The sequence below is a fragment of the Xanthobacter versatilis genome (genome assembly GCF_043193975.1).
Classification (GTDB): Bacteria; Pseudomonadota; Alphaproteobacteria; order Rhizobiales; family Xanthobacteraceae; genus Xanthobacter; species Xanthobacter autotrophicus_E.
This window is the reverse complement of sequence record NZ_JBAFVB010000002.1, coordinates 489,822-502,348: the sequence shown is the minus strand read 5'-3', so window position 1 is coordinate 502,348 and position 12,527 is coordinate 489,822. Positions and strand designations below refer to the sequence as shown.

Sequence of the window (12,527 nt, the reverse complement as noted above, 5' to 3'; positions counted from 1 at the left end):
GAATCAGGTGAGGGAGGTCGACGGACGTCCGGCGCTGAAGCTGCGGCTCGGCGGCGCCTATGCGGCGTTCTTCCTCGCCATGGGCATCCAGCTGCCCTATCTGCCCCTGTGGTTCCAGCATCGCGAGCTGGGACCCGAGGCCATCGGCGTGGCCCTGGCGGTGCCCATGCTGGCACGCCTCGTATCGATGCCCCTGCTGGGCCTGCTCTCCGACCGGCTCGGCCGGCCCAAGGCGTTGCTGGTCGCGCTGGCGGTGGCGACGGCCTGCGGCATGGTGCTGCTCGCCCTCTCTGCGGACTTTCTCGTCATCCTCGTCGTGCTGGCCTTCACCGCCCTCGCGTGGATGCCGAGCCTGTCGTTGCTGGATTCCTATGCGTCCCGGCAGGCGCGGGCCGGGCAGGCAGACTATGGCAAGGCGCGGCAATGGGGCTCCGCCTCGTTCCTCGTCGCCAATCTTGTGGGCGGCGCGCTCGTCGGCATGCTCGGTGCCGGTTCCGTGGTGCTGATGATGCTGGCGGGCCAGCTCGCCTATGTGCTCGCCACCCTCGCCCTGCCCGAACTGCCACGTCCGGAGCCCCGGCCGGCGCCGGTGAGCGGGCGGCGGGCGCGGCTGGGGGTACTCGGCGGGATCGTGGCGGCGGCGCTGGTGCAGGCGAGCCATGCCACGCTCTATGCCTTCGCATCCGTGAGCTGGAAGGCCCAGGGCTATTCGTTCACTGCCATCGGCGTGCTGTGGGCGGTGGGGGTGGCGGCGGAAATGGCGCTGTTCCGCTTCGGCACCCGCCTCGTGGTCCGCTTCGGACCCCATGCGCTCATCGCGGTGGGCGGGATCACGGCAGTGGTGCGCTTCGCCGTCATGGCGAGCGAGCCGCCGCTGGCCGTGCTGGTGCTGCTGCAACTGCTGCACGCCTTCACCTTCGCCGCCACCTTCCTCGCCATGGTGGAACTCGTGAGTCGCAGCGTGAGCGAGCACCGCTCGGGCACCGGCCAGACCGCCGCCGCCTGGATCGGCAGCATCCTGATGTCATCCGCGAACGTCGCGTCAGGCCCGCTGTGGGCCGCCTTCGGGCCGCTGGCCTTCCTGGTTTCCAGCGCCATCGGGCTGGCGGGGGCGCTCGCCGCGCTCCTCGCCGCCCGGCTTCAGCCCCACAGCTCCGGCTCGGGCGGATAGACCACGGCGCCCTCGTATCGCAGCCCCGGCGTGCGGTCGCGGGCGAGCAGAAGCGGGCCGTCGAGGTCCACCACCTGCGCCCGCTGCGCCACCAGCAGGGCAGGGGCCATGGCGAGGGAGGAGGCCAGCATGCAGCCCACCATCACGCCGAAGCCGAGCCCTTCGGCCGCCTCGGCCAGCGCCAGCGCCTCGGTGAAGCCGCCGGCCTTGTCGAGCTTGATGTTCACCGCGTCATAGCGTTCGCGCAGGGTGGCAAGGCCAGCGCGGTCGTGGACGCTCTCGTCGGCGCAGACCGGCACCGCGCGCTCGATGCGCGCCAGCATGCGGTCGTCGGCGGCGGGCAGGGGCTGTTCCACCAGCTCGACGCCGACGGCGGCGCAGGCATCCAGCAATACCGGCAGGTCGGCCGGGCTCCAGCCTTCGTTGGCGTCCACGATGAGCCGGGCCTCGGGCGCCGCCGCGCGGATGGCCCGGAGCCGGGCGCGGTCGCCGGGGGCGCCCAGCTTCAGCTTGAGTAGCGGCCGCCCGTCCGCCGTTGCGGCGGCCGCCGCCTGCGCCATGGCCTCGGGCGTATCGAGGCTCAGTGTGAAGGCTGTGGTCAAGGGGTGGAGCGCGGCAAGGCCGGCGCGCTCCTCCACCCGCATGCCCGAAAGCTTGGCTTCGAGGTCCCAGAAGGCGCAATCGAGGGCATTGCGGGCGGCGCCCGGTGGCAGACGATATTGCAGGGCCTCGCGATCGAGGCCCGTCGCGATGTCGGGGCCGAGGGCCGCGATGGCGGCGGCGACGCCTTCCACCGTCTCGCCGTACCGCGCATAGGGCACGCATTCGCCGCGCCCGGTTGCGCCGTTGTGGGTGAGGCGCGCCTCCACCACCACCGCTTCCGTCTTGGAGCCGCGGGCGATGGTGAAGGTGCCGGCGATGGGGAATCGCTCGATGCTGAGGGCGAGTTGGGCCATGGATTAAGCTTAATATCCGATTCCGGCCATCGCTTCGCGGGTGCCGGAGCGGATGATGCCGGGGTGTGTCCTTGGTGATCTCGACGCGCAGGCGTCTTGTCTGTATGGCTAACCTATCGTTCGTGTGGTCGCTGGAATGTGCCTCCACGGGCGCAGGACCGGCTGCGTATCGCATCGCGGCGGGTGGAACTGAAAGAGTAAGTGGGCGATTGCGTGTTCGTCGGGACACGCGTCACCCATATGCGGGGCGACAGGCGGTCGGAGGTTGGGGCATCGGCTCGGTCAATCCGGGCCGGATCGCCCGGTGCCTCCGGCAACAAGGACAGGCCGGCGCCGTTCCGTTTCGCGGCGCGCCCATGGAGACCAAGCGTTGCCCCACGCCTCCCTGATTTCCGTGCATAGCCAGGACGACCGGCTCACCGTGGCCGGGCGCGGCGCATGGACATCCGAATATGCCGACGAGCTGGAACAGGCGGTGGACGACACCGCCCGTTCCTACGCCAATCCCAAGGGCATCGAGATCGACCTTTCCGCCGTCGAACGCATGGACACCTTCGGCGCCCTCCTGTTCGAGCGGCTGAAGCGGTCCTGGAAGGGCACCGGCGTCGAGCCGCAGGTGAAGGGGCTGGCGCCCCGCTACAAGGTGCTCATCGAGGAAATGGGCCGGATGGGGCAGGAGCAGCCCCCGCCGGCCCGCCGGCACGAGGCGATCCTGGAGCGCTTGGGCCACGAGACGGTGAATGTGGCCGCCGATGCCGCGGCGCTGCTGAATTTCGTCGGGGCATCGGTGGCCGCCATGGGGCGGGTGCTGCTGCGCCCGCGCAGCTTCCGCTTCACCGCCATGGTGAACCAGATGGATCGGGTCGGCCTGCGGGCGGTGCCGATCATCGTGCTCATCACCTTCCTCATCGGCTGCATCCTGGCCCAGCAGGGCATCTTCAATTTCCGCCGCTTCGGTGCCGACATCTATGTGGTGGACATGGTGGGCGTGCTGGTGCTGCGCGAGTTGGGCGTGCTCATCGTCGCCATCATGATCGCGGGCCGCTCCGGCAGCGCCTACACCGCCGAGCTTGGCTCCATGCGCATGCGCGAGGAGATCGACGCCCTGCGGGTCATGGGCTTCGACCCGGTGGAGGTGCTGGTGGTGCCGCGCCTTCTGGCGCTCATCATCGCCTTGCCGCTGCTGACCTTCATCGGCTCCATGTCGTCCCTGCTCGGGGCCGGGCTGGTGTCCTGGGGCTATGGCGGCATCACGCCCGACGTGTTCCTGGATCGCCTCAAGGGCGCCATCGACATGGACCAGTTCAACGTGGGCATGATCAAGGCCCCGTTCATGGCCGCGACCATCGGCATCGTCGCGTGCCTGGAAGGCCTGCGGGTGGGGGGCAGCGCGGAATCACTGGGCGCCCACACCACCGCATCGGTGGTGAAGGCCATCTTCCTCGTCATCGTGATGGACGGCGTCTTCGCCATGTTCTTCGCCGCGATCGACATGTGAGGCGGCATGGACGCGCGCACCTCCACCACCGCCGAGGCGGCACAGAGCCGGGAAGCGATCATCTCCGTCCACGATATCGTGGTGGGCTTCGGTGACCGGGTGATTCTCAATCACCTCGACCTCGACGTGTATCGCGGCGAGATTTTGGGATTCGTCGGCACCTCGGGCGGCGGCAAGTCGGTGCTCACGCGCACCATCCTCGGCCTCGTGCCCAAGCAGTCGGGGACGGTGGAGGTATTCGGCCAGAATCTGGACGATCTCTCCGAGCGGGAGCGCTCGGCGCTGGAGCGGCGCTGGGGCGTGCTGTTCCAGCAGGGCGCACTGTTCTCATCGCTCACGGTGAAGCAGAACATCCAGTTTCCCCTGCGGGAGAATCTTCATCTGTCCCAGCGCCTTCTGGACGAGATCGCCTATACCAAGATCGAGATGGTGGGTCTGAAGTACGACGTGGCGGAGAAGCTGCCCTCGGAGTTGTCCGGCGGCATGATCAAGCGCGCCGCGCTCGCCCGCTCGCTGGCCCTCGACCCCGAAATCCTGTTCCTGGATGAGCCCACCTCCGGCCTCGATCCCATCGGCGCCGGCGAGTTCGACGAGCTTATCCGTACGTTGCAACAGACTTTGGGGCTTACGGTTTTCATGGTAACCCACGATCTCGACAGTCTGCATACCGTGTGCGATCGCATCGCCGCGCTGGCGGATGGCAAGGTGATCGCGCAGGGCACCATCGAAGACATGATGGCGCAACAACACCCCTGGCTGCGGGCCTATTTCCATGGCACGCGGGCTCGGGCGGTGCAGTCTGCGCGCCGATGACACAAGGATGAGGGGGCGGACCGAACGGCGGGGTTAGGTCGGAACGGAGCCGGGATCAGGTATGGAAACACGGGCCAACTACACCATTATCGGAGCCTTCACGCTCGCGGTCCTCGCCGCGGCGTTCGGCTTTGTGTATTGGTTCGCCGGACCGCAGGATTCCAGCGCGCGCAAGGCTTATGAGGTCCTCTTCGACGGCTCGGTGGCGGGTCTGCGTCAGGGCAACAACGTGCTCTTCAATGGTATCCCCGTGGGGCAGGTGACCGGCCTGGGCCTTGTGCCAGGCCAGCCGGGGCAGGTGCTGGCGCGCGTCGCCATCAACAATGACGTGCCGGTATTGTCGGATGCCACGGCGGGCCTCGAATCCCAGGGGCTGACGGGCATCGTGGTGGTCTCCATCCACGGCGGCCATCCCGGCGCGCCGCCCCTCCCGCTCGGGCCGAACGGCGTTCCGCGCATCACCGCGGACGGCGGCGCGGGCATGTCCGGTCTCATCAATTCGGCGCAGGGCGTGGCCCGCAAGATCGAGGTGGTGCTGGACGCCATCAATCCGCAGGACATCAAGAACATCATCGCCAATATCGATACCTTCTCCAAGGCCGTGGCGTCGAAGTCCGAGGACGTGGCAAGCCTGATCGAGCAGTCGAACGCGCTGGTCAAGCAGCTCAACGGCGTGGCCGAGAAGGTCGACCGGGTGGTGGTGAACCTGCAGAAGGCCACCGAGGACAAGGACGGCCTGCTGGTGCAGGCCACCGACGCCGCCACCTCGGTGCGCAAGCTCGCGGACAATCTGGACCAGCGCACGGCGCTGCTGACCGAGCAGGTCAGCCGCTTCACCGGGCCGGGCCTCAAGCAATATGAGGCATTGGCGACCGACGGCCGCCGCACCCTCAACGAAATCGACCGCGTGCTCCGCAACATCGAGCGCAACCCGCAGCAGTTCATCTTCGGCGGCGGCAATTCCATTCCGAAATACGGGCGATGAGCCGACCATGACTTTCGTTCGCAGGAGCCATTTCGCTCGCCGTTTCGCTCGCCGTCTCGCGTCCATCGCCCATGCCGTGCCCCGGCTCGCCGCCCTCCTGTCCGGCGCGGTCCTCACCCTCGCGCTGGCGGGATGCGGCTCCACGCCGACCCCCACCTACAACCTCTCCGCCCCCAGCGGCTTCACGGCAGGGGGCAGCGGCAACGGGCAGATGGTGGTGGTGGCGCCCACGGCGCTTGCCGTGCTCAACACCGACAAGGTGATGGTGGAACCGGGGCCGGGCCAGGTGGCCTATCTGTCCGACGCCCAGTGGAGCGACACCCTCCCGGCGCTGCTGCAGGCACGCACCATCCAGGCCTTCGAGAATGCTAGCAAGCTGCGCCGCGTCGCCCGTCCTGGCGACGGGGTGAATGCGGACTACCAACTGGTCATCGACATCCGCACCTTCGCCCTGCGCATCACCGACCAGGGGCCGGTGGCGGTGGTGGAACTGTCGGCCAAGCTCATCGGCACCCAGAGCGGTCGCATCCTCGCGGCGCAGGTGTTCAAGGCGGCGGTGCCGGCCGCCTCCACCGCGGGCCCGGTGGCAACCGCGGCGCTGGATTCGGCGCAGGAACAGGTGCTGGTGCAGATGGTGCGCTGGGCCTCGGCCAAGTTCTGAGGCCAAGTTCTGACGACTGCAATCCTGATGGCCTGAGGCCGCGCCTCGCGTAGGCGCCGGGCAGGCCTCGGCCTTTACGCCAGCCGGTCGCCCAACAGGAAGTGCAGCGCCCGGTCGAGGCGGATGTGCGGGATGGGGCCGTCGCCGATCCCGGCCGGCGGGCGGAAGCGCAGGAAGCGGAAGTCCGCATCCCCCTCCACCGCCGTGGCGAGCCCGCGAAAACCGGCCCCGGACGAATCGAACAGCGCATCGGGATCCGCCGGCAGGTCGCCGGGGAAAACCGCCATCTCCTCTGTGCCGTCGAAGCGGTGGCCGCCCGCTTCCTGCCCGGCCTCCGGCGTGCCGACGATGGCATCGAGCTCATGCCCGTCGCGCCGCACCCGGGCCTCGCGGGTGGCGCGGATGGCGGCGAGCGCCACCACGTCCAGCGCCGCGCCCTGGTCGTGCGCTCGGGTCCGGGCACGTTCCACGAGGCGGGCGAGGATCGCCTCCAGCCGGTCGTGGCTGGAGCGGTGGAGGTGGTCGGCCTTGGTGGCGGCGAACAGCACCTTCTCGATGCGCGGCCGGAACAGGTTGCTAACCAGGCTGTTCCGCCCGGTGCGGAAGGCGGCGAGGATGCCGTCCAGCGCCCGTTCCAGATCGGCCAGCGCCGCCGGCCCGGCATTGAGCGCGGCCAGCGTGTCCACCAGCACGATCTGCCGGTCGAGCCGGGCGAAATGGGTGCGGAAGAACGGCCGCACCACCGCATTCTTGTAGGCCTCGAAGCGGCGCTCCATCATCGCCCCGAGGCTCCCCGCCTTCGGTGCGGTGTCGCCCACGTCGAGGGGGGCGAAGGTGAGGGCCGGCGAGCCCTCAAGGTCGCCGGGCATGAGGAAGCGGCCCGGCGGCAGAAGGCTCATGGCCAGCTTTTCACTGCGGCAGGCGGAGAGGTATTGGGTGAACAGCCCCGCCACCTCGCGCGCCTTCGCCTCATCCTCGCGCCCGTCCGCCGGAGCCGTGGCTACCGCCGCGAGCCAGGGGGCGGCCACCTCGGCACGCGCCGGCGCCCGCGCCAAGGCGAGGCTCTGGCGGGCGAAGTCGGCATAGCTCATGTCGAGCAGCGGCAGGTCCAGCAGCCACTCGCCGGGATAGTCCACCAGATCGAGGGTCAGGGTGCGCAGGCTGCCGCGCTTCGTGGCGTAGCGGATGGAGAGGCGCAGCTCGCTGACCCGGGTGGTGGAGGAGGGCCATTGGCGCGCCTCGCCAAGCGTCTTCAGATGGTCCTCATAGGCGAAGCGCGGCACCGCGTCGTCCGGCTGTGGCTGCAGCTCGGCGCGGGCGATGCGGCCGGACTGCAGCGCCTCGAACACCGGGAGCCGGCCGCCACGGGTCAGCGCATGGATAAGGGCGGTGGTGAAGATGGTCTTGCCGGCCCGCGACAGGCCGGTGACGCCGAGGCGCAGGGTGGGATGGGCGATGCCCTCCACCCGGTCGGCCAGGGTCCGCAGCGCAATTCGCGCCTCGTCCATGGCGTCGGTGACGCGCACCATGCTCAGTCGGTTCCGGAGAGCTCGCGCGGAGTGACGAAGCGGTCGAGCCGCGCAGTACCCGGCGCCACCTCGCACCAGTCGTCCACGGGAAGATCGATGACGGCGAGGGCGCCGGTGGGGAATTTCTCGGACATCTTCGACAAATGGGATGCCGACCCCGACGATACAAGCAGCTCGGCAAGGTCGCTGAGGCCGGGATTGTGGCCCACAAGCATGAGGCTGTGGGCTTCCCTCGGCTGCTCGCGCACCACCGACAGGAGCCGCGCGGCGGAGGCGTCGTAGACCCGCGGCTCGCTTGCCACCACCTTCACCGGCGGCAGCTGGGCGGCCACCAGGTCCCAGGTCTCGCGGGTGCGGCGCGCCGGCGAGACCAGCACGCGATCGGCCACCAACTGCTCATGGGCGATATAGGCGCCGATGCGCGGCGCCGCCGCGCGACCCCGCGGAGCCAGCGGGCGCTCAGGGTCGACAATGCCGTCCGGCCAGTCGGACTTGGCGTGGCGCAGCAAAATCAGACGGCGCATGAGCTTTTGAACCAATCAATGAAATGCCGCTTCTTATGACCGACGGACTGTGTGCAGTGCAACCAGAATGCCCGCGCCGCAGCGTCACGCCCCGCCCGATACCAGCGCCGGGGCGCCGCGCGAAATGTCACGAGAGTGCCGCAAATAAACGGTTTCTCAAGCGGAAGGCATCAGCATGGGCCGGTGCCTGGCGGATAGTCTTCATGATCGATACGGCCTCGTCCCGCGCGGCGGCGCAGGATGTTACCGACCGGGAGCGGTCGGACGCGGCGCTGAAGCGCACCTATGATTGCGATATCTGCGTCGTCGGGGACGACGTGGCGGGGCTGGCCATTGCCATCGATCTGGCCCGGCGGGGGCGGGAGGTCATCCTGCTCAACTTCACCGGGGCGCGGCCGCTCCCCCTCGACGGTATTTTGAGCCCCGGCTTCGCCATGCCCACCGCCGCGCTGGTGGAACGCGTGGGGCAGCACGATGCGCAGGAACTGCTCATCCTTTCCACCCAGGCGAGCGAGCGGGCGCTGGCCTTCGCCCACAAGGCCGGTGTCGCGGTGGGGCCGCGCGGCCGGCTGTCGGTGGCCCGCCCCCATGCGGCTGAGGCGTTGTTTCGTGAACATGAGCTGAGGCAGGAACTGGCGCCCGACACCACGGTGCTGGTGGGCGCGCAGGATCTCGCAGCGCTGCTCGGCACCTCCACCTTCACCGCCGGCCTCGGCGTGGTTCCGGCGGAGCGTGTTTCTCCCAACACCCTGAAGGTGGCGCTGGAGGCCGAGGTGCTGGCGGCGGGCGTGCGCGTGATCCCGGTGGACGGAGCGCTCGCGGCAGACCTCAAGGGCTTGCGGAAATATCTGACGGCCGCGCGCTGGCGGGTCCGCGCCTTCCAGGTGGTCATCACCGGGCCGGAGGCCTTCGCCCGGCTCGGTCCGAAGGTGGCGGTGCTGCCGCGCGCGCCATGGGTCTACGGCGGCTTCCGCCTGCCCGCGGTCGAGGTGCCCTATGCGGGCATGGTCGAGGAAACCGGGCTCACCGGCCTGCGCTATCATTTCGATGCCGGCCGGCTGACCCTTGCGGCCGCCACCGCCACGCGGGTGATGACGCGGGTGGGCGCGGCCCGGGTGCTGCGCCGCCATGCCGCCGAACTCTACCCGGTGGGGCCGAGCCTTTCGGACGAGGCTTCCGGCCGGATGCTGCCGGAGCCAGCCGGCATGCCGCTGGTGCACGAGGGGGAACGGGGCGTCTGGTATGCACTTGCCGCCGCCGGTGATGCCCTGAGCCACGGCTTCCTCGCTGGCCGCCTCATCTCCGGCGCCATCGCCGAAAAGGACGACCGCATCGCCTTGCTTCAGCCGTTCGCCTCAACGCCGTTGTCCGGCTGGGCCGGCCGGGTGGCGCGCTTCGCCGGCTATTGGCATGTGCGGCTGGCGGCTCGGCTGCATATGGACAAGATGGCATCCTCCCTCGCGCCCGATCCGGCAGATGTGGTTCCGGCACCGGACCTGCTCCCGGACGAGCATGTGGACGACGCGCGGGCGCTTCCGCCCATGCCGGCGCCCGCCGTTCTAGCGGCCCCCACCGCGCTGCCCCGAAGGGGGATGGCGGCTGCAACCTCGGCCTCGCGCCATGCGGCGCGGGCGGCGCTCCATGCGGCTTCCGGCTGGGCTTCAGGGCTTGCTGCCCGTGCGGCGGCGGAACCCGCTCGCCGCCGTCGCGCCCGACCGGAGCCGGACGAGGAGGTCCCGCCCCAGCGGCCGCGGGGCGCCTAGAGCCCTATCCCCGGATGTAATAGGCCTGCGGCCGCCGGCCCTCGCGGAAATAGCCGAAGAAGGTGGCCGCGCCGACTGCCTGCGCCAGCAGCCCCGGCATGAGCGCCGCGAAGGCGCCGAGGTCCGCTCCGTCGGGCGAGATCGCATCGCGGATGGCGAACTGGCCGTAGGCCGAGGCGGCCACCACGGCGACCAGCATCCAGGGCAGCAAGGTGATGGCGATGCGCGCCTTCGCCACCGTCAGCACCACCACCGTCGCCGCCCAGGCGAACAGCAGGACCTGCGGCACCAGGCCGAACCGCAGCACCTGCTGCTGTAGCCCCGGCCCGGCGAAGGAATCGAACAATGCGGACCTGGCTCCCGCGACGCCGAATTCCGCGATCAGCGTGAACAGGCCCGCCAGCGGCAGCGCCGTGATGCCGCAGCAGCACCAGAAGATGACCGCAAGCGGGCCGCCGAGGCGCGCCGGCTTCGGCTCGGCACCTGGCAAAGGACCGGGGGCGTGCGCGGGGATGTGGCGGGGGGCAGGGGTGGTCATGTCGGGTCCTTAGAGCGTTTTCGAGCGAAGTGGAAACCGGTTCGCGAATGGAAAACGCTTCAACTCTATAGCCTGGAGTGTCTTCCCGATTCGATGAAACGGGGAAAGGCTCTAGGGCGCGAAATGATCGTGCCACGTCTTCTGGCAATCGGGGAAGGGCAGGCGCGTGGCGGCGAAGATCGCCCGAGCCACCGCCCGTGCCAGCACCACCGAGGCCAGCGCGCCCAGCCGTGCGAGATCGGGCAGGGGGACCTCCAGCGGGCGCTTCTCGGTGGAGAGCGCGAACACCACGTCGCCGTCCAGCGGCGTGTGCACCGGATACAGCGACAGCGCCAGCCCGTTCTGCGCCATGATGGCGAGCCGGCGGGCCTGCACCGTGGTGAGGGTCGCGTCGGTAGCCACCACGGCGATGGTGGTGGAAAAGCGCGAGATGCCGCCCTTCAGGTGCGGATGGGTCACCTCGTCCGCCAGCGCCTGCGACAGGGCTGGGGGCAGGCCGAGGCCGCCGAATTCACCGTTCCGCTCATAGGGCGCGGCGCGAAACTGCGGGCCGTCGCCGAACAGGGGGCTGCCCGCCGCGTTCACCGCCACCACGGCGCCCACCACATGGCCGGACGCGGCAACGGCCGACGCCGAGCCGAGCCCGCCTTTCACCGTGGCAGTGGTGCAGCCGGTGCCGGCACCCACGGAGCCGAGGGTGAAGTCGAGGTCCACCGCCTCCAGTGCGTCGCGGCCGAGCTGGGTGTAGGGTGGGTGGGCTTCCCAGCCCTTGTCGCCGCCGTTCAGCAGGTCGAACAGGATGGCGCCCGGCACGATGGGCACCTTGGCCGTGCCCACGGCAAAGCCCCGGCCGCGCGCGGCAAGTCCCGCCATGACCCCGGAGGCGGCATCGAGCCCGAAGGCGGAGCCGCCGGACAGGGTGATGGCATCCACCCGCTCCACCGTTGCGGCGGGATCCAGCAGATCGGTTTCCCGCGTGCCCGGTCCGCCGCCGCGCACGTCCACCGCCGCCACCGCCGGCGCGTCGCACAGCACCACCGTGACGCCGGTGCCGATGTGCGGATCGGTGGCATTGCCGACGCGGAGGCCGGGCACGTCGGTGATGAGGTTGCGCACCCTCAGGCTTTCAGCCGGTGCCGGGGGCTCAGATGCCGACCCGGCCGAGCTGGGCATAGACCTCGTCGGACCAGGTCTTAAGGTCCATGAGGCCGGCATAGGCGGACCAGATCTCGATGCCGAACTTCTCGGCGAGGTCGTTCTCGGTGGCGGCCAGCGCCTCCTCCACGGGGGTGAAGGTGCGCTCCAGGTGGGGCCACAGTTCCGAGGTGCAGCGCGGGATGCTGACGAAGCTCAGGCTGCGCCCGGCGGCGGCCTTCTCGATGCGGGAGAGGCTCTGCCCCTCGAAGGAGCCGCCCACCTCGTTCTTCACCACGATGATATTGGCGACAGGCAGGGCGCCGCCCACCACCACGTCCTCGATGAGGGTGGAGACGTTCTCGATGGAGTGCGTCTCCGGCTTGGTGATGACGATGAGGTCGATCTCCGGCGAGTTGCGCTGCTGCATAATGTGGGTGACGCGCCGGTGGTGTGCCCACTGCACCAGCTGCGGCACCACGTTGGCGCCGAGGTCCAGCACCGCGCCGCCGGTCAGCAGCAGGCCGCCGAAACGGTCCCAGTAGCGCAGCGGGGCGTTGGCGTCGTTCTCGGACTTGCTGGACCCCAGGGCCGAGCCGATGCCCAGCTCCAGCACCTTGGACGGGAAGAACTTGCCGATCTTGGAATGGCCCGTGCCGTCAGTGAAGTCGGCGGCCACCAGCTTGTAGGCGAGGTCGCGCTTCCTGAGCGCGGAAAACACCATTTGCGCGAGCGTGGTCTTGCCCTGTCCGCCGGCGTAGGCCGCACAGATATAGGTCTTCATGGCACAGGCTCCGGTCGCTGGCGCGCGATCAGCCCGGGCTCATGTCCCCCGTGCTGACCCCGCTCTCTATGGGCGAAAAGACAGTCTTGCCGATCCGGTTGCATCACAACCCGACCGAAACAGTGTCTGGCCGAGGGATGGCTCCCGCACAGGGAGGCCGGGACCCGATGG

At 69.6% G+C, this 12,527-nt stretch carries 12 protein-coding genes; 6 read left to right on the top strand and 6 right to left on the bottom strand.

Annotated features, from left to right (window positions below; translation table 11 throughout):
- The first annotated feature begins 7 nt into the window (after nucleotides 1-7).
- Nucleotides 8-1,171, top strand: a complete 1,164-nt coding sequence (locus V5F66_RS05950; protein ID WP_394051218.1) for an MFS transporter — start codon at nucleotides 8-10, stop codon at nucleotides 1,169-1,171.
- Here V5F66_RS05950 and dgcA read toward each other — a convergent pair.
- Entirely contained in the window at nucleotides 1,141-2,127 is a 987-nt protein-coding gene (gene dgcA, locus V5F66_RS05945; protein WP_394002516.1) for an N-acetyl-D-Glu racemase DgcA, read from the bottom strand. The two genes, V5F66_RS05950 and dgcA, sit on opposite strands and share 31 nt — an antisense overlap.
- Nucleotides 2,128-2,497: 370 nt before the next feature.
- Here dgcA and V5F66_RS05940 point away from each other — a divergent pair, with 370 nt between their 5' ends.
- The 4 genes from V5F66_RS05940 to V5F66_RS05925 all read left to right on the top strand — a co-directional run bounded on the left by V5F66_RS05940 (nucleotide 2,498) and on the right by V5F66_RS05925 (nucleotide 6,084).
- Nucleotides 2,498-3,625 carry an MlaE family lipid ABC transporter permease subunit gene (locus tag V5F66_RS05940; RefSeq protein WP_394093453.1) on the top strand — a complete coding sequence of 376 codons (1,128 nt, stop codon included), beginning with the start codon at nucleotides 2,498-2,500 and terminating at the stop codon, nucleotides 3,623-3,625.
- Nucleotides 3,626-3,631: 6 nt separating this feature from the next.
- Nucleotides 3,632-4,438 carry an ABC transporter ATP-binding protein gene (locus V5F66_RS05935; protein WP_012116082.1) on the top strand — a complete coding sequence of 269 codons (807 nt, stop codon included), beginning with the start codon at nucleotides 3,632-3,634 and terminating at the stop codon, nucleotides 4,436-4,438.
- Nucleotides 4,439-4,499: 61 nt separating this feature from the next.
- Entirely contained in the window at nucleotides 4,500-5,423 is a 924-nt protein-coding gene (locus V5F66_RS05930) for an MlaD family protein (RefSeq protein ID WP_394005479.1), read from the top strand.
- Between the two features lie 7 nt (nucleotides 5,424-5,430).
- Nucleotides 5,431-6,084 (top strand): ABC-type transport auxiliary lipoprotein family protein, encoded by a 654-nt coding sequence (locus tag V5F66_RS05925; protein WP_394093452.1) that lies wholly within the window; start codon nucleotides 5,431-5,433, stop codon nucleotides 6,082-6,084.
- Between the two features lie 74 nt (nucleotides 6,085-6,158).
- On the opposite strand, the gene V5F66_RS05920 is transcribed toward V5F66_RS05925, so the two are convergent.
- Together V5F66_RS05920 and V5F66_RS05915 are read right to left on the bottom strand one after the other, a co-directional pair.
- A complete protein-coding gene (locus tag V5F66_RS05920) occupies nucleotides 6,159-7,613 on the bottom strand; it encodes a YcjX family GTP-binding protein (RefSeq protein WP_394093451.1) in 1,455 nt (484 codons plus the stop codon).
- Between the two features lie 2 nt (nucleotides 7,614-7,615).
- Nucleotides 7,616-8,137, bottom strand: a complete 522-nt coding sequence (locus V5F66_RS05915; protein ID WP_012116086.1) for a SixA phosphatase family protein — start codon at nucleotides 8,135-8,137, stop codon at nucleotides 7,616-7,618.
- 203 nt (nucleotides 8,138-8,340) lie between these two features.
- On the opposite strand from V5F66_RS05915, the gene V5F66_RS05910 reads away from it, so the two are divergent.
- Complete coding sequence (locus V5F66_RS05910) at nucleotides 8,341-9,900, top strand: FAD-dependent oxidoreductase (protein WP_394093450.1); 1,560 nt, start codon at nucleotides 8,341-8,343, stop codon at nucleotides 9,898-9,900.
- 4 nt (nucleotides 9,901-9,904) lie between these two features.
- Here V5F66_RS05910 and V5F66_RS05905 read toward each other — a convergent pair whose 3' ends face one another.
- From V5F66_RS05905 to V5F66_RS05895, 3 genes are all read right to left on the bottom strand, one after another.
- Nucleotides 9,905-10,438, bottom strand: coding sequence for a hypothetical protein (locus V5F66_RS05905; protein ID WP_012116088.1), 534 nt, complete (start codon nucleotides 10,436-10,438; stop codon nucleotides 9,905-9,907).
- 111 nt (nucleotides 10,439-10,549) lie between these two features.
- Nucleotides 10,550-11,554: a P1 family peptidase gene (locus V5F66_RS05900; protein WP_394002508.1), complete on the bottom strand. Its 1,005-nt coding sequence runs from the start codon at nucleotides 11,552-11,554 to the stop codon at nucleotides 10,550-10,552.
- 28 nt (nucleotides 11,555-11,582) lie between these two features.
- On the bottom strand, nucleotides 11,583-12,356 hold the full coding sequence (locus V5F66_RS05895; RefSeq protein WP_012116090.1) for a hypothetical protein: 774 nt from the start codon (nucleotides 12,354-12,356) through the stop codon (nucleotides 11,583-11,585).
- Nucleotides 12,357-12,527 lie beyond the last annotated feature (171 nt).